We start from the raw sequence: 20875 nt of genomic DNA, 5'->3' as shown, positions 1-20875 counted from the left end.
AATAACCTGGTTTTTTCACGCTATTTACCGCCATTATCTTATTGACAAGCTGTTAGTCTTGACCCCGTAAAAAACCATTCAGGGGAGAGTCATGGCTATACAGGGTATTGAAGGGGTGATCAGTCAGTTGCAGGCAACGGCGATGACGGCCCGTAATCAGAATGTGGCAGAACAACCGAGCATCAGTTTTGCAGGACAACTGCACGCCGCGCTTGACCGTATCAGCGATACCCAGACCGCCGCACGTACTCAGGCGGAGAAGTTCACCCTCGGCGAGCCGGGCGTGGCACTGAATGATGTGATGACCGATTTGCAAAAAGCCTCGGTTTCCCTGCAGATGGGGATTCAGGTGCGTAACAAGCTTGTGTCTGCTTATCAGGAAGTGATGGGGATGCAGGTTTAAGACCCGTCGATCTTCGCTGGCAGCCCAAGCGCTTTAATGCCACAATATTTTTTTCTTCGAATGCAGGAAAGATGATGAAAAAAATAGCAATTGCTGGTGCGCTGCTGGCACTGACCGGGTGCGTTCAGGTGGATAACTATCAGGAAGTGATCAAACACCCCGTCCCGGCGCATCTGGCAGGGTACTGGCAGTCAAAAGGGCCGCAGAGCAAAATGGTGAGCCCAGAGGCGATTGCCACGCTGGTAGTGACGGAGGAGGGCGATACGCTGGACTGCCGTCAGTGGCAGCGCGTGATCGCTGTACCGGGTAAAATCATGCTGCGTTCAGACAGTTATTATAACGTCACCCGCAAGCTGGATATTTATCCGCTGGAGCGCGATGGCTCTGTTCTTGAGTATGATGGTATGGAGCTACAGAAGGTCGATCGCCCGACGGTAGAGTGCGCAGATTATCTGAGCAAAAATCCGCTTGAGAGTAAACTTCCGTAGTGCATGTTGCCGGGTGGCAGCTTCGCCTGACCCGGCATTCAATTCACGTCAGATGCTTTTACAACTACAACGCATCCTCAATCACCCACACGCTGACGCTTCCACCTTTGCAGGTAAAGGTGCCTTCGCCATCCGCTGCGGTAGTGACCGTTTCTTCGCGATTGCCGAGAAAATCACGCCACGTTTTGTTGCCGTAGTTTTCACCCAGACAAATCACTTTCTCGCCGTCATCGCCATTCGACATCACCACCACACAGCCAGGATCGTCTTCGGTGCCGCTGCGGCTGAAGGCGATACAGTTTGGGTGATCGAAGAACAGCGTCTGCACGCCGTGGGCAAAACGCTGGCGGGCGAGGATCAGCTCGTGAAGCTGCTCGATGACCGGCATATCAATATGGTAGGTTTCGCCGTCACCGCCCGTATCGTCATAGCTGGCACCGAATAAATCCGGATAAAAGACGCTGGGCACTCCGTTTTCACGCAGCAGGATCAGGGCATAGGCCAGCGGTTTAAACCACGCTTCAACCGGCGCTTCCAGTGCCTGCAAAGGCTGAGTGTCATGGTTGGCAACCAGAGTTACTGCATGGAACGGATCGGCTTCGACCAGGGTGCCGGTAAAGATTTGGCTCATGTCGTATTCCCGACCCTGGCGCGATGCTTCGTGGAATTTCATCTGCAGGGGGGCATCGAAAAGCATCGTCTTGCCATCGACCTGGTCAATATAGGCCTGCAGTTTATCCACTTCGTGGGACCAGTATTCCGCCACGATAAACAACGGTTGCGTTGCGACTTCCTGAACGTGCTCAATCCACTCCTTATAAAACCAGGCGGGAATGTGTTTGACGGCGTCCAGACGAAAACCGTCACAGCCAGTTTGTTCCATGACCCAGCGGGCCCAGTATTTGATCTCCTCGGTGACGGCATGGTTGCGAAAATCAATGTTTTCGCCCATCAGGTAATCAAAATTACCCATCTCATCATCAACCTGGTCGTTCCAGCCTTCACCGGTGTAGTCGTTGACGATTTTAAAAATGCCGTCTTCATCGGGGTTTTCAATATGGTCGACGCCGCTGAAGCATTTGTAATCCCAGATAAACTGCGAATATTGCCCGGCACGGGCTGGGAAGGTGTAGCGTGTCCAGGCTTCACACTCAATGATCTCATCGTCGATCTGCGTGCGATCCTGTTCGTTGACGCGCTGAACGCGGACGGGTTCTTTCTCGTCTGCGCCCATTTTGTGGTTAACCACCACGTCCAGGAGGACGGCGATCTCATTACTTTTGAGTGCGTCGATGGCCTCCAGCAGCTGAGCTTTGTCACCGTACTTGGTGGCGACGCTGCCTTTCTGGTCAAACTCACCGAGGTCGAAGAGATCGTAAGTGTCGTATCCAACCGAGTACCCGCCGGATGCGCCTTTACAGGCTGGCGGCAACCAGATCATATTGATGCCGATTTCGTTAAGATTGGGGGCTAACGCCGTGACCTCTCGCCACAATTCACCGCCCGCAGGGTAATACCAGTGAAAACATTGTAACAGGGTGGGGTTTTTCATCGTCCGTGCTCCAGAAGCCGTTTGGCAGACTTCTGGAGTATGGATCAAGAATCGCTAATGTGAATTAATGATTCATCTCTCCGGGAAATAATATGTTGCCTGACAACTTCCCGTAGGTAACGTTAACGTTTTTTTGCTTGTTGGTTTGGGCAATAAGACCGCTCAACTCACTCATTCTTTCCTGCAACAAATCCTTGAGGAGGAGTTCATTCTGCAGCACCTGATTCAGTATCACCATCGCCTGATCCTGGATGTGTTTGCTGTCGGGTGGAAAAGGAGTCGTGCTGATCTCTTCAACCAGCGAAACGTATGCAACCTCCTGTTCGATGAGCTCATCCCATTTCCCGGATTGAGCAAGGCTCAGCATTGTATTGCTAAGCGCATAAAGAGCATGCCACTTTTTAAGGGATAAGCTGGAGTCGTTCATTAAAGTTAATCCTGCTTGGGAGTATAACCCGGGCCGATTTGCTTCCAGGCGTCGGAAATATTGAGCAGCAGAGCCTCGACTTCGGTAATAGCCTCGATGTCATTGCGCAGATTGGCATGTAACAAACGGCGTACCATATAGTCGTAAAGCGCAGAAAGGTTGCGGGGGAGTTCTCCTCCCACATCCATATTTAACCCAGCCTTAAGGCCATTTTCGATAATATTAATGGCCTTAGACAGGGCCTCTCCTTTTGCCGGGATGTCCCCCTGCTCAAGGAAAAGGCGCGCCCGGATAAGCGCGCTATGGATACCGTCGAACAACATGACAACCAACTGGTGCGGGCTGGCACTCAAGACAGCAGATTCAAGACCTACCTGCTGATAGGCTTGTACACCAGATTTGCTATACATATCGTTTCCTTTCTTACTTACTGCTGAACTGTTGGGTCAAATAAGTGGCCGTGCCGTTGAATTTTGTGACCAGCTTATCTAAATCGTTAAATTGCTTTTTATAGCGCGCCATCGTGGCTTCAATCGTCAATTCCATCGCGTCGTAACGTTTGCCGATGGATTTGAGCGTGGCGTTAATACCGTCCTTCGCATTCTGAATAACGCCTTCTTTGCCGACAGACGTGCTCAGCATATCGGTTAGCTTGTTATTCATCTGGGTAGCGAAACCGGTCGTTTTCCCGTCCCCCACAAAATAGGCCTGTACACCAGCCGGATCGTCCGTGAGGATCTTGGTTAATTTCTTATCATCAATTTTCAGGTTGCCAACCGCGCCGTCCGCGCCTTTGACCGGGTCCTGTGTGATGCCAAGTTGGGCCATAATGGCATAGGAACCGCTCTGCACATTGGTCAATAAAGCACGCAGATCGGATTGTACTCCGCGGATAGTACTGTCACCCATCAGTACGCCGTTATTCGAAGACTGGGCGGTTGCACCCACCGCAGGTGGCTCATATTTCGTCAATGAGGCAATGGTGGACTGCAGAGAGTTATAGGCAGTTACCCATTCTGTAATGGCTTTTTTGTTATCGTCTGTAGAGCGGGTTACGGTCAGGGTTTCATCGGCTGTGCTCTGTGCTTTCAGGGTTAATGTTACCCCTGGAATGGCGTCAGTGATGGTGTTGGTCTGGCGGACAATCTGGATACCGTTGACGTTAACGACGGCATTTTGTGATTTTACCTGTTCGGTAAGTGTGCCACTGCCAATGATGCCTTTCAGCATATCGTCGCCGGTCACTGTTACCGTCATATCAGAATCGGTACCGGTGGTTTTGGAGGTCAGCATCAGACGATAGTCGCCATCATCCGCTTTCACCACACTTGCCGAGACACTGCCGTTGGCAGCATTAATGGCTTTAGCGATCCCGTTCAGGGAGGTATCGCCATCGGCCAGGGTTACCGTCAGTGGTTTACTGTCAGCGCCTGCCTGGGTAATGGTAATGGTTCGGCTGTTGGTGCCTGTGGTGCCACCTAACTGCTTAGTATTGCTGTCGATAGTGCCTGGCGTGGTTGTCAGCACCTGGCCTTTAGCAATCTTGCTCACGTTGACTGTCACATCACCAACGTTAGCGCCGGAGGTACTGATAGCCGAAAAAGCAGTATTGGTGCTGCTAATGGAGGTTGAGTTCCACGTATCTGTTTTTGCGAGCTTAGCAGCTGCGGTTTGCAGATTCGTCAGGGCGCTTTGTAATTTGCCGTAACCGGTAATCTGCGCGTCGTAGGTGGTTTTTTGCTTGGCAATAGCCGTCAATTTTGTTTCTTCTGCTGCCTGCAGCTTATCGTACAGATCTGACAGGCCGGGCATGCCCACCCCGAGATTACTGATAGTCGCCATGTAGTGTTCCTTCTTAATGGATGTTTCAGTCGTTTATCGGCCCGTTCGACGAAAAGTTTACGGCAAGCTTAAAAAATATATCGCTGAATAAGCGACCTAAATGACGCGTTTTAAATCAACAGGGTGCATGACGAAGAAATATACCGAAGAGAATAAGACGGTGATTTTTTGCGTTAATCTTTTATTCATCATGCACTCTGCAGCCGCTTTAGCGCAAAATAAATCCTTATAAAACAAGTAATTAAATATTTTCTTCGATATTTTCTAAAGTCTGCTGTTCGAGCGTCGATAACCTTGTTGACGGTGAGAGACGCCGTGAGTGTTAGGCACCGACCCTAGAAACCATTTTTGAAGGAATTAAAATTATGGCAGTTATCAATACTAACCTGTTGTCCCTGACCACTCAGAACAACCTGAACAAATCTCAGTCTTCTCTGGGCACTGCTATCGAGCGTCTGTCCTCTGGTCTGCGTATCAACAGCGCGAAAGATGACGCTGCTGGCCAGGCGATTGCTAACCGCATGACCTCCCAGATTAAAGGTATGACCCAGGCGGCGCGTAACGCCAACGACGGCATCTCCCTGGTTCAGACTGCTGAAGGTAACCTGAACGAAATCAACACCAACTTACAGCGTATTCGTGAGCTGTCTGTTCAGGCTGCTACCGACACCAACGGTTCTTCTGACCTGACTTCCGTCAACACTGAAATCAAACAGCGTCTGGCTGAAATCGACCGTATCGCGGGCTCAGCTAACTTCAACGGTAAAAAACTGCTGGACGGCTCTGTATCTACCGCGCTGAAAATTCAGGTTGGTGCTGGTACTTCTGCTAACGACACCATCTCTGTAGACAGCAACGCGCTGATCAACGCGACCTCTGGTACCCTGAGCGCTGGTCTGAGCACTGCAATCTCCGATAACGCCTCTGCACAGGCTGTTATCTCTGCTGCTGATGCTGCAATCGCGAAAATTGATACCGCGCGTTCTAACATGGGTGCGATTCAGAACCGTTTCGAATCTACCATCAACAACCTGAACAACTCTATCAATAACCTGTCTGCTGCTCAGTCCCGTATCCAGGACGCTGACTACGCTACCGAAGTTTCCAACATGTCTCGCGCGCAGATCCTGCAGCAGGCTGGTACTTCTGTACTGTCTCAGGCAAACCAGGTTCCTCAGGCTATGCTGTCTCTGCTGCGTTAATCGCCGCGTCTGTTTCATAAAGGTTGCTGGAGACAGCAACCTTTTTTTTTGCCCGCCAGACAATCTCCGAAATAAGCCATTATTACCGGGGGTGTTCCTTCCATTATCTCGAATATTCCCTTGTACGATGGGTAAGAATCGCAATCTTACTAAGAGAATCGGGATGAACAAGTTCGAGCGTACACGATCGCTGCATCAGTATTACCGTGATGAATTTTCACGGCTAATCTTTTTGCCAGAAACGGATGCATTGCCTGCGCATGTTGTAACCGAAATCCTGCACTATAAAAATTCTGATATTGCCACGCTCGAACCCCAGATCATGGACGCAACGACCGATCTGGATGCACAAAAAGAACTCGCTGTTAAGCGCATGCTGTGCGCGATCGCTGCAGCAAACGCCGCGTTTGATTTTAAAAACCAGGGCAAGCCAACACCCTTTTCGCAAGAGCTGAGTGAAACCATTACCGGTTGGGTCGTAGAGGCGCTTCAGCATGACGACAGCATAAATCTTCTGGTGGCGGGTATTCAGGTTTTCTTCCGTATTAACGAAATTGACGCCGCCTTATTCCTGATTTCAAACTACTACGCGGTGGTGAGTCCATCCCCAACCGTGATGAAAATATTGCTGTTAGTGTGCCTGATGGAAGATGATTTTAATCAGATGCAGACGCTTATCCAGCAGCTGACCGCCGATCCTGAACATATTGGTGAAGACGCGTTAACGATGCTAATGATCGTCACGGGGATTCATAAACTGGGTGGCTGCCCTGAAACGTTCATCGATTTCTCCGCCCTGAACATGCCTGATTATGAGCCTGATTTTTCGCACTACGAGTGGCTTCTTCCGGCAGAGGAAAACGGAAAAACAACGGTTCTGGTAGCGTGCGACAAACGCTATTACTTCGATCACGCCCTGACGCTGTTAGGTTCGATCTTCCATACCAACGGCGACCAGCTTAACGTTCACCTGCATCTTTATAACCCTGATGATGAGACAAAGGCGCACGTTCATTCGCTGCACCAGCATTTTCCGGGAATGGTGATATCGGTGACAGCCGAAAAGATTGCGCCCGTTTTTGGTATCAATGTCTGGTACGCCTCAAGACGTTTTGTTTTCCTCAGCTATGCACTGAGCGTGTTCACCTCTCCAGTTATTGTTCTTGATGCAGATTGTCTCGTGCGTAAGAACTGGGCCGATATTAAGCAACATCTTCCTGATAAGGAAATTGTCCTCTCTTACAGTAACGGCGCACCGCCATGGGAGCAGGTTCCCGCCGGCTTTGTCTATACGGTTCCGGGGACGCTTTCGCGTAAATACCTGTCGCTTGTTGCGACATTTATTGACTGGAATCTACGCCGCGGCAATGCGGAGTGGTTCCTCGACCAGGTCGCACTTTCTGTCGCGCTGGATGCACTGCCTGCGGTTGAGCAGATGGCCATTCATCGCGAGCCGCTGGAGAAACTGATCGATATTCGCTACACCGACGCCACGTTCAGCTGGACAGTGACCACGCAAAAATCAGGCGGCGAAGCGTACCAGAACTACAAAGCTGCGATGCAACAAACCTATTTTGGCTAACCACTGAACTCATGGAACTTTCTCTGTATGTTGTATCCAGATAATCGATTCACGCTATCGGGTCTGCAGGCCGCCGCTGCCCTGTATCAGTTTCCTGCCGGGGCACCTGAGAATGCACGCGTCCTGGATTTAGGTTGCGGACAGGGCGAGGTGTTGTTATCCGCTGCGCTGGCCTGGCCTGATTGTGTCGGGATAGGTATTGATATTAACGAAGACGCTATTGCAGCGGGGCAGAGGCAGGCGCAGCGTCTGGGTATCGTCAGTATTGAACTGGTTGCGGCGGGTCTTAACGATGTGCTGAGCGTGTCACCGGGTGAGTTCGATTACATTCTTATTCGCGGGGACTTTATTCCTGCAGGCATGCCAGAGCGTGACGCGCTGTTGCAGTGGTGTCGTCGCCACCTGTCGGCGTATGGCATTATTGCCATCCACCAGATTTTTACCCCGCCTGAATCCGCGGCACAATACGTTCAGGATGCGTTGGCCTTCCACGCACGCCTTGCGGGCCGGTCAGATGAGAAGGTTGCTTTTGCTCGTGGTATGCTCAGCTATCTGGCATTGACCCAGCCGGAAGGGGAGATCAAAGACTATGTGCTCGCGATGGAGCGCGTTGACGACACGACCCTTATTGAGAGCCTGGCAAGCGCCACGCACATCTCCGGGCAGTTCCTTCAGTTCACCGATACTCTCTCATCCTGCGGGCTGCGCTACGTGGGGGATGCGCTGCCTCAGTACGAAACGGGTGAGAGCTTTAGCGAGCAAATTCATCAGCTGCACGCACTGGTCTCATCTGGGCAGGCATCGATTGCCGCGCAGCAATATCTCGATTTTGCCGTCAACCGTCGCGAGCGCGTCAGCCTGCTTTCCCGTGATGATACTGTTAACGCGGCGGCGCTGGATTTTACCCGGTTAAACACGCTGCACTGGGCCGGTGATTTCAGACGTTGCCGCAACGATCGCGGCGAGATCGTCAATGCTCACACCAACGCTGAAGGGAAATTTTTCTCGACGCAAAATACCACGACGCTGCATATTCTCGATCTGCTTGGCGGCGCATGGCCGCTGAGCCTGTCATTTGATCAACTGGTGAGCAACGCTCGTCTTCCCGAAAAAGAGGGGGATGTCTCCCAGAGCGTACTTGAATCTCTAAAAGATCTCTTTCTCAACCAAATTCCGGGGCTCCACTGGGCGGGTTCACCGGGGCCTTACAATGTTCAGCCTGAAAGTGAACTCACGTTAATTGCTCCTCTTCTGGTAGGGCAAGACTTTGACATCATGCTTAATCTCTGGGGGGAGCGTGTGACCCTCAGTGACGACGAACGGGAGTTCGCGATTGCCGGCATGGATGTGAATCAGGCCAGAAGCCGAGAGTGCTTTTCTGCACTGAAGGCGAAAGGACTATTGAAAGGTACCCCTGAAGCTTGGCGCAAAGCACTGCAGCGTTTTTTGCGTCTGGGGGATGTCGACTACCTTAAAAGCAACATTGATACGCTTTTACTGCTTAATGTCGGATCGCAACAGGGCGGTTTACTTGTTGACGCGCAGATTATGGCAGGGGAGAGGGATGAACAGGATCCTGGCATCGATCTCATTTACCAAAACGTAAACGCGCTGATTGCCGCAGGTCTGGCGAAAGACGCGCGCGATTACATTACGGGACAGATTGAAAACGATCCTCATAATCTGCATCTGCTTCGCTGCTCTTCCCGTGCAAGCCTGCTGATGGGCGACTGGGACGAGGCTCTGTTGGCACTCTGCCAGCTCATGAGCCGCTACTCTGCCGGGCAGGATATCTGGTTCGACCTGGCAACCGTGCTGCAGAAAAAAGGTGAGCTGCATTATGCCGCCCGGATCCTGCAGGCGCTGCTGCGGTTGAATAAACATAATGCGTCATTCTGGAATACGCTGGCGGTGGTTTATCATGCGCGTCGCAATATGGCCATGGCTGAACGCTGCGCCAGGGAATCGTTGCGCTATAACGCCACGAATCCGCTGCATCTCGCGATGATGGGCATTATTCTCAGTGATAATCAGAAACTGACGGAAGCACGCTATTTCCTCGAGAAATCGCTCGAGTTTGCGCCGGGTGATTTTGACTGTTTCACCAGCCTGCTGTTTGTTCTTACCCACGATTTTTCTGTCTCGCCGGAAGTGCTTTTCAATCGCCATCTTGCCTATGGTGAACTGGTGACCGAGTGGGCGACAAACTTCGACCTGGCGCTGCCGTGGCAGGGTAGTAAGGATCCTGAGCGGCCGTTGCGCGTCGGCTTTGTCTCCGGAGACTTCCGTAACCATCCCGTAAGCCGCTTCCTGCGCCCGTTCTGGGACGGCATGGATCGGGAGCGGTTTTCCCTCTACGGATATAGTACGCTGGATAAAGATGATGCCGTCACGGAGCACTTCCGTAACACCTCGACGAAGTGGTTATCTGTTACCCATCTCAATAACGTTGAGCTGGCAAAACAGATCCACAGCGACGGGATTGATATTCTTTTTGATCTCTCGGGTCATACCACCGGGACGCGTTTACCCGCGTTTGCCTTTAAGCCTGCGCCGGTGCAAATCACCTGGCTCGGTTACCCGGGCACGACCGGGATGCGGCAGATGGATTACCGCATTATCAGCACCGGGTTTGTCAGGAATGCTGCGATAGACGCTCAGTTCACTGAAAAGCTGATCGCGATTCCACTCGATAACTTCTTTGAGCCGGATGCTTCCAGCCCTGACGTCAATGCCTTGCCAGCCCTAACGAACGGCTGGTTTACCTACGGTAGTTTCAACCGCCCGAAAAAATTGAATGACCAGGTCTTTGCGTTGTGGGCGCGCATTCTGCTGCATAACGCCACGTCACGTTTGCTGATTGGTTTTATGGATGACGATGCGATGATCGCCCGCTACCGCAAAAAGCTCAATGCGCTGGGCGTATCGGATGAGCAGCTTATCTTCCGTAAAACGACGGGACTGGAGTCGTATCTTCATATGCATCATGAGGTAGACATGTTGCTTGATTCCTTCCCGTACAACGGGGGAACCACCACCAGTCATGGCATATGGATGGGCGTCCCGACGCTTACCCTGGCAGGCGCAACCTATCCCGCGCGGCAGGGGCTGGAGATCTTGCATATCTACGGGCTGGATGAGTTTGTGGCGGAAAGTCAGCAAGACTATTTCGACAAGGCCGTTAGCTGGCAAACCCGACTGGAAACCCTCAGCGCTTTGCGTCAGAGCATGCGGAGCACAATCCCACTCCAGAGCCAGAGCAATGTGGCGATTCCTTTCCAGCAGGCCCTGCGCGGGGCCTGGCGAAAATGGTGTGCTGATGAAGCACCCCGCAGTTTCCAGGTATCAGGTACTGAGGATTAATTTATGAAAAATGTCTACGTTACCAGTCCACTTCTTCCGCCCCTTGAGGAGTTCATCCCTTACCTGGAGACCTTGTGGGAAAGTAAAATTTTGACCAACAGCGGGCAATTCCATCAGCAACTGGAAGAGGCGCTGGCGGCGTATCTTGGGGTAAAACATGTCTGCCTGTTCTCCAACGGCACGCTCGCGTTGCTGACGGCGCTTCAGACATTGCGTATAACCGGTGAAGTGATCACCACGCCATACTCTTTTGTCGCCACGTCTCACAGCCTGCTGTGGAATGATTTAACACCGGTGTTTGCTGATATTGACCCCGCCACTTTTAATATCGATCCGGATCGCATTGAAGAACTGATTACGCCTAAAACGACGGCGATCATGCCAGTCCACTGCTATGGTATTCCGTGCGATATGGAACGCATCCAGAAGATTGCCGATACCTATGGACTGAAGGTGATTTACGATGCGGCCCACTGTTTCGGCGTCAAACAGGATAACGCCAGCATTCTCAATTATGGCGATCTGTCCGTACTGAGCTTCCATGCCACAAAGGTGTTTAATACCTTCGAAGGGGGGGCCATTATTTGCCATGATGCCAAAACCAAGCAGCGCATTGATTATCTTAAAAACTTTGGTTTTGCCGATGAAACCATTGTGATGGCGCCGGGTATTAACGCCAAAATGAATGAAGTGCAGGCGGCCATGGGGCTGCTGCAGTTAAAGTATATTGACAGTGCGCTGCAGGAACGCGCGGTTATTTATCAACGTTACGTTGAACTGCTCGATTCCGCTCTTCCGGCGCTGGAGTACATTAAACCTGCCAGTAATATTGAATGGAATTACTCCTACTTCCCGGTACTTATCCGCGAAGATTCGGCGGTCAGCCGGGATGCTATCTATTCGGAATTACGCAAGCATAATATCTATGCCCGCCGTTATTTCTATCCGCTTATCAGCGCGTTCCCGATGTATCGCCACTTCCCGACGGCGAATGCACAACATCTCCCGGTTGCCGATGAAATTTCTCATGCGGTGCTCTGCCTGCCCATCTATCCCGGACTACTGGTGGCCGATCAACGTCGTATTATTGAGATTATCCAGGAACTCTTTATCAATGCCGCCCGTGCGGCAGAGCCTGCGCTTGTGGTCAATGGATAGGAAAGAAAACCGATGAAGCTGGCGATCATGCAACCCTATTTTTTCCCGTATTGCGGCTATTTCCAACTGATGGCGGCAGTGGATGCTTTCGTGGTGTATGACAACATCAAGTACACGAAAAAAGGGTGGATTAACCGTAACCGTATTCAGGTTCGCGGTGCGGAGTCATTAATCTCGCTGCCACTAAAAAAAGACTCGGACTTTCTGGATATCAGGGAGCGGCAGCTCTCAGCAGCATTTGACCGCAATAAGCTGTGCAATCAAATTGTCGGTGCGTATCGCCACGCACCCTCATTTTCCGCGGTAATGCCGATCGTTGAGGAGATTATTCAGAACCCGGAGGATAATCTTTTTAATTATCTGTGGCTGGGCCTGAACCGGTTGCGGGACTATTTTGGCTTCTCGTGTGAGCTAATTGTCTCGTCTTCGTTACCGGCGAATCACGCGTTAAAGTCTCAGGATCGCGTCATCGATATTTGTCAGGTGATGAACGTCCGTACGTATATTAACCCCCCGGGGGGCATGGCGCTCTATTCCCGGCAGGATTTTGTCGAACGCGGGCTTCAGCTGCAATTTATCCAGCCGCAACCGTGGCACTACCCGCATTCTGACGCGGCGTTTATTCCCTGGCTGTCCATTATTGACGTCATGATGTTTAACTCTCGCGATGAGGTGGTTCGTCGCCTGCAACTTGGTTATGAGTTAATTTAATATGTTTACATGGAAAAAATTGGGTAAGGTCTTTACCCCGCAGGAGGTGACTCATCTCCCTTGGCTTAAAGAGTTTGCTCAGGCCCCTGCGACGCTGATCTTTGATGATTTCGTGCGCGTCTATTTCTCCTGCCGCCCGCCTGCTGATGAACAGGGGAAATATGTCAGCTATTCCGCTTGGGTGGATTTGGCTCGTGACGATCTCTTCCAGGTATTGCGCTTTGCCCGTGAACCGATTCTCCCGCTGGGTGGATACGGAGAATTTGACGAATTTGGTACCTATCCCGTCTCCGTGATGCGCGATAAGGATGTGGTAAAAGCCTGGTATGCAGGCTGGACTCGCTGCGAATCGGTGCCGTTCAACGTGGCAATTGGCATGGCAGTAAGCCATGACCAGGGGGAGACCTTTGTTAAAGCGGGTCCGGGGCCAGCAATCGGTTACTCTCCGGATGAGCCGTTTGTAATGAGTGGGCCGAAAATTCGAAGATTCAATAACCAATGGCAGCTTTTTTATATTGCTGGTCGCAAATGGAAATGGGTGGATGGCCGCGCAGAGCCGGTCTACAAGATTCGCATGGCGACATCTGAAGATGGCATCAACTGGACGAAGCTGAATAAAGATCTGATCCCCAGCCGTATCGAAGAGGACGAGGCACAGGCCAGCCCGGATGTCTTTTACGCCAACGGCAAATACCATATGTTTTTTTGCTACCGCTACAGCGCCCATTACCGCGGAAAGCAGAACGGTTACCGCATCGGCTACGCGTGGAGTCTGGATATGATGTCGTGGCACCGGGATGATAGCAAAGCTGGCATTGACGTTTCTGCTTCCGGATGGGATGCAGAAATGATCAGCTACCCACACGTTTTTGAACTCGATGGCAATATTTACATGGCTTATCTGGGGGATCAGGTGGGCCGCTATGGCTTTGGCCTGGCACAACTTGAGGGCAAATTATGCTGACCCTGAAATGGCGTAAGCACGGGCTTATCTATTCGCCTTCACAGGTTCCTCCTCTGGCAAATGGGGTGGGTTTTGCCCAGTCTCCGCAAGCGCTGGTGTTTAATGACTTTGTCCGAATCTACTTTTCCACGCGTGAGCGGGAGGCGAATTCAGCAAAGTTTATTAGCCGTGTCTGCTATGTGGATATGGATAAATCTTTGCGGGAGGTGCTTCGTATCAGTCCCGAGCCGGTGATAGCATCTGCTGAGTTGGGCACATTCGATGAGCACGGTATTTTCCCTTGTAACGTTCTGCGTCATGAAGGAAAAATCATGGCATGGACGACGGGCTGGAATCGTCGCGTTTCGGTCTCGGTTGATACAGCCATTGGTTTTGCGGTAAGCACAGACAATGGCGAACACTTCACCCGTTTCGGTACTGGGCCCGTGATGGGCCCCTCATTGCACGAGCCACACTTAGTGGGAGATGCCTTTGTTATACATACCCGTGAACGTTTCCACATGTGGTACATCTTTGGAACGGGCTGGAAGAAGCGCACACCGGATTCGGTTCCGGATCGCATCTATAAAATTGCTCATGCGGAATCACACGATGGCATCCACTGGCAGCGTGACAGCCAGCAAATTATCCCTTCCGTACTGGGGGACGATGAATGCCAGGCACTGCCGACGGTGATTGAAATCAATGGCCGTTATCATATGGTCTTTTGCTTCCGTGAGTGTTTCGATTTCCGCACAGAGCAGGGGCGCGGCTATCGTCTGGGCTATGCCTGGTCTGATGATTTACACCACTGGCATCGTGACGACAGCCAGATGGCGTCGCTCGCGTCCGTGAATGACTGGGACAGCGAAATGCAGTGCTATCCCCATCTGTTCCGCTGCGATGAGAAAGTTTATTTGCTTTATAACGGTAACGCGTTTGGCAAAGCAGGATTTGGCCTGGCGGAACTGGTGTTATGAATTGCTGGGCGTTTTGCCAGAACCGTGCCTCACCGGAGGAGATCGTCGAACACTTTAATCAGTGTGACCCGCTTTTTGTCGCGTCTATTACCGAAATAATCGCGTTGCAGGACTATGCCAAAAAAATAGCGGAGCGGGCATGGCGAACCGAAGCCTGGCATAACAACACGCTCACCGGACTGGTTGCAGCCTATTATAACGCGCAGCGTCAGCAGGGATTTATTACTCATGTTTCCGTTTTGCCTGACGCCCAGCATTGCGGTGTGGGTAGCAAGCTATTAATTCAAAGCATTGAACATCTACAGTCCCAGGGTGTGACGGAAATTAATCTTGAAGTCGATAAGAATAACGTGTCGGCACAACATTTATATCTAAAGCATGGATTTATCTTCGGCAGATCAAACGCTTCAAAGATAACCATGACTTTGCACAGTGAGATAACAACATGACCCTTCGTGATTACAATCTGGAAATCAAAGATACTGCCGATCATCAGTATGCCTATAACTTTGATTTTGATGTGATGCACCCTTTTATGATCCGTGCGTTCACACCATTTTTTAAGCCGGGTAATTTACTTGAACTTGGTAGTTTTAAAGGTGATTTTACCGCACGATTGACCGAAAAATTCAGCGACATCACCTGCGTGGAAGCCTCGGCAGAGGCGATGAATATCGCCAGTAAGCGCCTGGGGGAAAATGTCTCGTTTGTGCATTCCCGCTTTGAGGATGTTGAACTGCCGGAGCGTTATGACAATATTATTCTCACCCATGTGCTGGAGCATATTGACGATCCCGTTAACCTCTTAAAACGCATTAATAATGAATGGTTAACGGATGAAGGCCACTTTTTTCTGGTTTGTCCAAATGCGCATGCCGCCTCCCGACAGATTGCCGTAAAAATGAACTTAATCTCGCATAACAGTGCGGTGACGGAGGCTGAGTTTCAGCATGGCCATCGTTGTACTTATTCTCTGGATACTCTTGAAAGAGATGCCCGTCTTGCGGGACTTAACGTTGTTTATCGCACGGGTATTTTTTTCAAGGCGCTCGCTAATTTCCAGTGGGACAAACTTTTACAGACAGATATCATCTCAAAGCAATATCTTGAGGGGTGCTACGAGTTAGGCCATCAATACCCTGATTTATGTTCAAGTATATTCTTGCTATGTAAAAAAGGCTGACGTTATCCTTACCACAGGATGCATGTTATCCCTGCATGCATCGGTAACCCCCAAATAACCCCTTATTTTACCCACTATTCATCCAATTGAACGCCCTGCAGAATCGGATAATCATGCCGATAACTCAACTAACGCAGGGCTGTTTATCGTGAATTCACTCTATACCGCTGAAGGTGTAATGGATAAACACTCGCTGTGGCAGCGTTATGTCCCACTGGTGCGTCACGAAGCATTGCGCCTCCAGGTGCGTTTGCCGGCGAGCGTGGAACTTGACGATCTGCTACAGGCGGGCGGTATCGGGTTATTGAATGCAGTTGACCGATACGACGCTCTGCAAGGAACGGCATTTACGACTTACGCAGTTCAGCGTATTCGTGGTGCGATGCTGGATGAGCTGCGCAGCCGCGACTGGGTGCCGCGCAGTGTTCGCCGCAACGCGCGCGAAGTGGCGCATGCGATGGGGCAGCTGGAACAGGAACTGGGACGTAACGCAACGGAAACAGAAGTGGCGGAACGTCTTGGCATTGCTGTTGAAGAGTATCGTCAGATGTTGCTCGATACCAATAATAGCCAACTCTTCTCTTATGACGAGTGGCGAGAAGAGCATGGCGATAGCATCGAGCTGGTGACGGATGAACATCAGCAAGAAAACCCGTTACACCATTTAATGGAAGGTAATTTACGCCAGCGCGTAATGGAAGCGATTGAGGCTTTACCTGAGCGCGAACAGCTGGTGTTGACCCTCTATTATCAGGAAGAGCTTAATCTCAAAGAGATTGGCGCTGTTCTGGAAGTGGGGGAGTCTCGGGTGAGCCAGTTGCACAGCCAGGCCATTAAACGTTTACGCACAAAGCTGGGTAAGTTATAGGTGATTGATTCACCTGAAAAATGCCGCACAACGTATTGACAACCAGGAGTTATCATGACGGTGCAGCAATCTAAAAGACGGCCTTTAAGCCGCTACCTGAAAGACTTTAAACACAGCCAGACGCATTGCGCCCACTGTAACAAGTTACTCGATCGTATCACGCTGGTTCGTCGAGGCGAAATCGTTAATAAGATCGCGATTTCACGCCTCGACACGTTGATGGATGAAGCAGCATGGCTCGAAGAACAAAAAGAGTGGGTGGCGCTTTGCCGTTTCTGCGGTGATCTCCACTGCAAAGAGCAAAGCGACTTCTTCGACATTATCGGCTTCAAACAATTCCTGTTTGAACAAACGGAGATGAGCCACGGAACCGTACGCGAATATGTCGTCCGCCTGCGCCGTCTCGGACAACATCTCACCGTGAACAACATCTCCCGCGATCTGCTGAAGACCGGCTATCTGGATGAGAATCTTGAGCCGTGGCTGCCTGCGACCAGCACCAACAACTACCGCATTGCGCTGCGCAAGTATGCACAATATAAGGTACAAATGCCGGGTGTCATAAAGCAGAAAGCCCACGCTGGAACAACTTCTGATATATATTAAAAAAGAATAAGATGTAGCGCAGTCGCCTTTGACCTTGCAGGTGATTTCTCTACACTACTCAAAAATTCCACTATATCGGGGTATTTATGAAATTAGCACTTCTGGGTCGTCAGGCGCTGATGGGTGTAATGGCAGTCGCGCTGGTCGCGGGTATGAGCGTGAAAACGTTCGCCGCAGAAAATCTGCTGAATAAAGTGAAAGAGCGCGGTACGCTGCTGGTCGGGCTGGAAGGAACCTATCCTCCGTTCAGCTTCCAGGGCGATGACGGTAAACTCACCGGTTTTGAAGTGGAATTTGCACAGGAACTGGCGAAACACCTTGGCGTGAAAGCCTCCATCAAACCGACCAAATGGGACGGTATGCTGGCGTCGCTGGATTCCAAACGTATTGATGTGGTGATTAACCAGGTGACCATTTCTGACGAGCGTAAGAAGAAGTATGACTTCTCCACGCCGTACACCGTGTCCGGTATCCAGGCGCTGGTGAAGAAAGGTAACGAAGGCACCATCAAAACGGCCGCTGACCTGAAAGGCAAAAAAGTCGGTGTCGGTCTGGGAACCAACTATGAAGAGTGGCTGCGCCAGAACGTTCAGGGTGTGGATATCCGCACTTACGATGATGACCCGACAAAATACCAGGATCTCCGCGTAGGTCGTATTGATGCGATTCTGGTTGACCGTCTGGCCGCGCTGGATCTGGTGAAGAAAACCAACAATACCCTGGCGGTAGCCGGTGATGCGTTCTCTCGTCAGGAATCCGGTGTAGCCGTTCGTAAAGGCAACGACGACCTGGTTAAAGCGATTGACTCCGCGATTGCTGACATGCAAAAAGATGGCAGCCTGAAAGCCCTTTCTGAGAAGTGGTTCGGGGCAGACGTCACGAAATAAGTCTTTGACGTTAAAAAAAGGCGCTTTTAAAAGCGCCTTTTTTATTTCTTACGCGTCTGCGTGCATAATGAAAAATATCACCTTGAGTCTGTGTTACCGGAGAACCCATGTCACTACAGAATTTAACGCGCTTTCCCCGCCTGGAGTTTATCGGCGCGCCGACTCCGCTGGAGTATCTGCCGCGATTTTCTGACTATTTAGGACGCGATATTTTTATCAAGCGCGATGACGTAACGCCGATGGCGATGGGGGGCAATAAGCTGCGTAAGCTGGAGTTTCTGGCCGCTGACGCCCTGCGTGAAGGCGCGGATACGCTCATTACCGCAGGTGCCATTCAGTCTAACCATGTCCGCCAGACTGCCGCGGTGGCCGCAAAGCTGGGTCTCCACTGTGTGGCATTGCTGGAAAACCCAATTGGAACGCACGCAGAAAACTATCTGACTAACGGCAACCGTCTGCTGCTGGATCTGTTTAACGTACAAGTCGAAATGGTCGAGGCATTAACCGACCCGACCGCACAACTTGATGAACTGGCGACGCGTCTGGAAGCGCAGGGTTTTCGTCCCTACGTTATTTCTGTCGGCGGCTCGAATGCGCTGGGCGCGCTGGGGTATGTGGAAAGTGCGCTGGAGATTGCCCAGCAATGCGAGGGGGCGGTCAGCCTCTCTTCTGTCGTTGTTGCTTCCGGCAGTGCAGGTACCCACGCAGGGCTGGCCGTAGGTCTGGAGCAATTATTACCCGATGTCGAGCTTATTGGCGTGACGGTATCGCGTAGCGTCGCGGACCAGAAGCCGAAAGTGGTCACCTTACAGCAGGCGGTGGCAGAGCAACTGGCGTTGAAGGCAACGGCTGATATCCAGCTCTGGGACGACTATTTTGCACCAGGCTACGGCACGCCTAATGAAGAGGGGATGGACGCGGTGAAATTGCTGGCGCGCCTCGAGGGTATACTGCTTGATCCCGTGTATACGGGCAAAGCGATGGCCGGTCTTATCGATGGCATTGAACAGAAGCGCTTTAAGGATGAAGGGCCGATTTTGTTTGTTCACACTGGCGGGGCACCTGCGCTGTTTGCCTACCATCCTCATGTCTAAAATCAGGTCGAAAAATAATAATGCAAGAAAGTATTCAACTGGTTATTGATTCCCTGCCGTACCTGCTTAAAGGTGCGGTATTTACGTTACAGCTCAGTATTGGCGGGATGTTCTTCGGTCTGGTACTCGGGTTTGTGCTGGCCTTAATGCGTATGTCACCCGTCTTACCAGTACGCTGGGTGGCGCGTTTTTATATCTCTGTGTTTCGCGGCACGCCGCTTATCGCGCAGCTCTTTATGATCTACTACGGTTTACCGCAGTTTGGTATTGAGCTGGATCCGATCCCGGCGGCGATGATTGGTTTGTCGCTCAATACGGCGGCATACACCTCTGAAACGCTGCGTGCGGCAATCTCGTCCATTGATAAAGGGCAGTGGGAAGCGGCGGCTAGTATCGGTATGACGCCCTGGCAAACGCTGCGCAGAGCCATTCTGCCTCAGGCGGCGCGTGTGGCGCTTCCGCCGCTCAGCAACAGCTTTATCAGCCTGGTGAAAGACACGTCGCTGGCGGCCACCATTCAGGTACCGGAACTGTTCCGTCAGGCGCAGCTTATTACCTCGCGCACCCTGGAAGTGTTCACCATGTATCTGGCGGCCTCGCTGATTTACTGGGTAATGGCGACGGTGTTATCCGCCTTGCAAAACTATTTCGAAAACCAGCTTAACCGCCAGGAGCGTGATCCAAAATGAGTGCTATCGACGTTAAAAACCTGGTGAAAAAATTCCACGGTCAAACGGTGCTCCACGGGATTGATCTGGAGGTAGAGCAGGGCGAAGTGGTCGCCATTATCGGCCCGAGTGGTTCCGGGAAAACAACGTTGCTGCGCAGCATCAACCTGCTTGAACAGCCTGAAGAAGGCACGATTCGGGTGGGGAATATTACGATTGATACCGGCAAATCCATCAGCCAGCAAAAAGGTCTGATTCGCCAGTTGCGCCAGCATGTGGGCTTTGTTTTCCAGAACTTCAATCTCTTCCCACACCGGACGGTGCTGGAGAACATCATTGAAGGCCCGGTCATTGTAAAAGGGGAAGCCAAAGAGGACGCGACGGTTCGCGCGCGCGAGTTGCTCGCAAAAGTCGGGCTGGCCGGTAAAGAAACCAGCTACCCGCGCCGCCTGTCAGGTGGTCAGCAGCAGCGTGTGGCGATTGCCCGCGCGCTGGCGATGCGCCCGGATGTGATCCTCTTTGATGAACCGACCTCTGCGCTCGACCCTGAGCTGGTGGGCGAGGTGCTGAACACCATCCGCCAGTTGGCACAGGAGAAACGCACAATGGTTATCGTTACCCACGAGATGAGCTTCGCTCGTGATGTGGCGGACCGCGCCATTTTCATGGATCAGGGAAGGATTGTGGAGCAGGGGCCGGCAAAACACTTATTTGCCAACCCACAGCAGCCGCGAACCCGTCAGTTCCTTGAAAAATTCCTTATGCAGTAGAATTTTTGCACTAATTTGCTCCAGAAAATTCATCTGGGGCAAATTATTCTCCCCCTGCGCCCGACACCGTGTTTTTTTATTCCGCTCAGGCCCAATAAACCTTATCAAACGTAAAGTTAATTGTGCTGTTGCCGATATTTTGTAGTTA

General features: G+C 51.4%; 21 protein-coding genes. 17 read left to right on the top strand and 4 right to left on the bottom strand.

Annotated elements, in window-relative coordinates; translation table 11 throughout:
* Positions 1 to 91: 91 nt before the first annotated feature.
* On the top strand, positions 92 to 403 hold the full coding sequence (gene fliE / locus QMG44_RS10320) for a flagellar hook-basal body complex protein FliE (protein WP_014170728.1): 312 nt from the start codon (positions 92 to 94) through the stop codon (positions 401 to 403).
* A 74-nt stretch (positions 404 to 477) separates the two neighbouring features.
* Positions 478 to 891 (top strand): lipoprotein YedD, encoded by a 414-nt coding sequence (gene yedD / locus QMG44_RS10315; protein ID WP_020883340.1) that lies wholly within the window; start codon positions 478 to 480, stop codon positions 889 to 891.
* Positions 892 to 955: 64 nt separating this feature from the next.
* On the opposite strand, the gene amyA is transcribed toward yedD, so the two are convergent.
* From amyA to fliD, 4 genes are all read right to left on the bottom strand, one after another.
* Complete coding sequence (gene amyA, locus QMG44_RS10310; protein WP_020883341.1) at positions 956 to 2443, bottom strand: alpha-amylase; 1488 nt, start codon at positions 2441 to 2443, stop codon at positions 956 to 958.
* Positions 2444 to 2507: 64 nt separating this feature from the next.
* Positions 2508 to 2870, bottom strand: coding sequence for a flagella biosynthesis regulatory protein FliT (gene fliT, locus QMG44_RS10305; RefSeq protein ID WP_014170725.1), 363 nt, complete (start codon positions 2868 to 2870; stop codon positions 2508 to 2510).
* A gap of 5 nt (positions 2871 to 2875) precedes the next feature.
* Entirely contained in the window at positions 2876 to 3280 is a 405-nt protein-coding gene (gene fliS / locus QMG44_RS10300; protein WP_014170724.1) for a flagellar export chaperone FliS, read from the bottom strand.
* Positions 3281 to 3293: 13 nt separating this feature from the next.
* On the bottom strand, positions 3294 to 4712 hold the full coding sequence (fliD, locus tag QMG44_RS10295; protein ID WP_086532343.1) for a flagellar filament capping protein FliD: 1419 nt from the start codon (positions 4710 to 4712) through the stop codon (positions 3294 to 3296).
* 365 nt (positions 4713 to 5077) lie between these two features.
* Here fliD and QMG44_RS10290 point away from each other — a divergent pair, with 365 nt between their 5' ends.
* The 15 genes from QMG44_RS10290 (at position 5078) to tcyN (ending at position 20727) form a co-directional block, all read left to right on the top strand.
* Positions 5078 to 5914: a flagellin gene (locus tag QMG44_RS10290; RefSeq protein WP_028013689.1), complete on the top strand. Its 837-nt coding sequence runs from the start codon at positions 5078 to 5080 to the stop codon at positions 5912 to 5914.
* A gap of 163 nt (positions 5915 to 6077) precedes the next feature.
* On the top strand, positions 6078 to 7496 hold the full coding sequence (locus QMG44_RS10285) for a hypothetical protein (RefSeq protein ID WP_086532344.1): 1419 nt from the start codon (positions 6078 to 6080) through the stop codon (positions 7494 to 7496).
* A 27-nt stretch (positions 7497 to 7523) separates the two neighbouring features.
* Positions 7524 to 10859 carry a bifunctional class I SAM-dependent methyltransferase/glycosyltransferase gene (locus tag QMG44_RS10280; RefSeq protein WP_086532345.1) on the top strand — a complete coding sequence of 1112 codons (3336 nt, stop codon included), beginning with the start codon at positions 7524 to 7526 and terminating at the stop codon, positions 10857 to 10859.
* 3 nt (positions 10860 to 10862) lie between these two features.
* The gene (locus tag QMG44_RS10275) at positions 10863 to 12017 is read left to right on the top strand and encodes a DegT/DnrJ/EryC1/StrS aminotransferase family protein (protein WP_032680748.1); all 1155 of its coding nucleotides are present in this window, start codon (positions 10863 to 10865) and stop codon (positions 12015 to 12017) included.
* Between the two features lie 12 nt (positions 12018 to 12029).
* Positions 12030 to 12728, top strand: a complete 699-nt coding sequence (locus QMG44_RS10270; RefSeq protein WP_032680749.1) for a WbqC family protein — start codon at positions 12030 to 12032, stop codon at positions 12726 to 12728.
* A 1-nt stretch (position 12729) separates the two neighbouring features.
* Positions 12730 to 13692, top strand: a complete 963-nt coding sequence (locus QMG44_RS10265; RefSeq protein WP_032680750.1) for a glycosylase — start codon at positions 12730 to 12732, stop codon at positions 13690 to 13692.
* On the top strand, positions 13686 to 14651 hold the full coding sequence (locus QMG44_RS10260; protein ID WP_040017822.1) for a hypothetical protein: 966 nt from the start codon (positions 13686 to 13688) through the stop codon (positions 14649 to 14651). Before QMG44_RS10265 ends, QMG44_RS10260 begins: the two co-directional genes overlap by 7 nt.
* The gene (locus QMG44_RS10255; protein ID WP_086532346.1) at positions 14648 to 15100 is read left to right on the top strand and encodes an N-acetyltransferase; all 453 of its coding nucleotides are present in this window, start codon (positions 14648 to 14650) and stop codon (positions 15098 to 15100) included. Before QMG44_RS10260 ends, QMG44_RS10255 begins: the two co-directional genes overlap by 4 nt.
* Positions 15097 to 15834 (top strand): bifunctional 2-polyprenyl-6-hydroxyphenol methylase/3-demethylubiquinol 3-O-methyltransferase UbiG, encoded by a 738-nt coding sequence (locus tag QMG44_RS10250; protein ID WP_032680753.1) that lies wholly within the window; start codon positions 15097 to 15099, stop codon positions 15832 to 15834. Before QMG44_RS10255 ends, QMG44_RS10250 begins: the two co-directional genes overlap by 4 nt.
* 148 nt (positions 15835 to 15982) lie before the next feature.
* Positions 15983 to 16702, top strand: a complete 720-nt coding sequence (locus QMG44_RS10245; protein ID WP_014170714.1) for an RNA polymerase sigma factor FliA — start codon at positions 15983 to 15985, stop codon at positions 16700 to 16702.
* 54 nt (positions 16703 to 16756) lie between these two features.
* Positions 16757 to 17308 (top strand): flagella biosynthesis regulatory protein FliZ, encoded by a 552-nt coding sequence (fliZ, locus tag QMG44_RS10240; protein ID WP_014170713.1) that lies wholly within the window; start codon positions 16757 to 16759, stop codon positions 17306 to 17308.
* Positions 17309 to 17394: 86 nt separating this feature from the next.
* Positions 17395 to 18195, top strand: coding sequence for a cystine ABC transporter substrate-binding protein (gene tcyJ / locus QMG44_RS10235; RefSeq protein WP_020883350.1), 801 nt, complete (start codon positions 17395 to 17397; stop codon positions 18193 to 18195).
* Positions 18196 to 18302: 107 nt separating this feature from the next.
* Entirely contained in the window at positions 18303 to 19289 is a 987-nt protein-coding gene (dcyD, locus tag QMG44_RS10230; protein WP_086532347.1) for a D-cysteine desulfhydrase, read from the top strand.
* Between the two features lie 20 nt (positions 19290 to 19309).
* Entirely contained in the window at positions 19310 to 19978 is a 669-nt protein-coding gene (gene tcyL / locus QMG44_RS10225) for a cystine ABC transporter permease (RefSeq protein WP_014170710.1), read from the top strand.
* Entirely contained in the window at positions 19975 to 20727 is a 753-nt protein-coding gene (tcyN, locus tag QMG44_RS10220; protein WP_014170709.1) for an L-cystine ABC transporter ATP-binding protein TcyN, read from the top strand. Before tcyL ends, tcyN begins: the two co-directional genes overlap by 4 nt.
* Positions 20728 to 20875 lie beyond the last annotated feature (148 nt).

This window comes from Enterobacter sp. 200527-13, from assembly GCF_027924865.1.
In the GTDB taxonomy this organism is placed as follows: Bacteria; Pseudomonadota; Gammaproteobacteria; order Enterobacterales; family Enterobacteriaceae; genus Enterobacter; species Enterobacter ludwigii.
Note: the sequence above shows the minus strand (reverse complement) of the source record. Positions and strands in the feature narration are given on the sequence as shown.

Excerpts from the sequence above, each read along its gene's own strand:
- fliE (WP_014170728.1), top strand. The coding sequence starts at position 92 with ATGGCTATACAGGGTATTGAAGGGGTGATCAGTCAGTTGCAGGCAACG.
- yedD (WP_020883340.1), top strand. The coding sequence starts at position 478 with ATGAAAAAAATAGCAATTGCTGGTGCGCTGCTGGCACTGACCGGGTGC.
- amyA (WP_020883341.1), bottom strand. The coding sequence starts at position 2,443 with ATGAAAAACCCCACCCTGTTACAATGTTTTCACTGGTATTACCCTGCG.
- fliT (WP_014170725.1), bottom strand. The coding sequence starts at position 2,870 with ATGAACGACTCCAGCTTATCCCTTAAAAAGTGGCATGCTCTTTATGCG.
- fliS (WP_014170724.1), bottom strand. The coding sequence starts at position 3,280 with ATGTATAGCAAATCTGGTGTACAAGCCTATCAGCAGGTAGGTCTTGAA.
- fliD (WP_086532343.1), bottom strand. The coding sequence starts at position 4,712 with ATGGCGACTATCAGTAATCTCGGGGTGGGCATGCCCGGCCTGTCAGAT.
- QMG44_RS10290 (WP_028013689.1), top strand. The coding sequence starts at position 5,078 with ATGGCAGTTATCAATACTAACCTGTTGTCCCTGACCACTCAGAACAAC.
- QMG44_RS10285 (WP_086532344.1), top strand. The coding sequence starts at position 6,078 with ATGAACAAGTTCGAGCGTACACGATCGCTGCATCAGTATTACCGTGAT.
- QMG44_RS10280 (WP_086532345.1), top strand. The coding sequence starts at position 7,524 with ATGTTGTATCCAGATAATCGATTCACGCTATCGGGTCTGCAGGCCGCC.
- QMG44_RS10275 (WP_032680748.1), top strand. The coding sequence starts at position 10,863 with ATGAAAAATGTCTACGTTACCAGTCCACTTCTTCCGCCCCTTGAGGAG.
- QMG44_RS10270 (WP_032680749.1), top strand. The coding sequence starts at position 12,030 with ATGAAGCTGGCGATCATGCAACCCTATTTTTTCCCGTATTGCGGCTAT.
- QMG44_RS10265 (WP_032680750.1), top strand. The coding sequence starts at position 12,730 with ATGTTTACATGGAAAAAATTGGGTAAGGTCTTTACCCCGCAGGAGGTG.
- QMG44_RS10260 (WP_040017822.1), top strand. The coding sequence starts at position 13,686 with ATGCTGACCCTGAAATGGCGTAAGCACGGGCTTATCTATTCGCCTTCA.
- QMG44_RS10255 (WP_086532346.1), top strand. The coding sequence starts at position 14,648 with ATGAATTGCTGGGCGTTTTGCCAGAACCGTGCCTCACCGGAGGAGATC.
- QMG44_RS10250 (WP_032680753.1), top strand. The coding sequence starts at position 15,097 with ATGACCCTTCGTGATTACAATCTGGAAATCAAAGATACTGCCGATCAT.
- fliZ (WP_014170713.1), top strand. The coding sequence starts at position 16,757 with ATGACGGTGCAGCAATCTAAAAGACGGCCTTTAAGCCGCTACCTGAAA.
- tcyJ (WP_020883350.1), top strand. The coding sequence starts at position 17,395 with ATGAAATTAGCACTTCTGGGTCGTCAGGCGCTGATGGGTGTAATGGCA.
- dcyD (WP_086532347.1), top strand. The coding sequence starts at position 18,303 with ATGTCACTACAGAATTTAACGCGCTTTCCCCGCCTGGAGTTTATCGGC.
- tcyL (WP_014170710.1), top strand. The coding sequence starts at position 19,310 with ATGCAAGAAAGTATTCAACTGGTTATTGATTCCCTGCCGTACCTGCTT.
- tcyN (WP_014170709.1), top strand. The coding sequence starts at position 19,975 with ATGAGTGCTATCGACGTTAAAAACCTGGTGAAAAAATTCCACGGTCAA.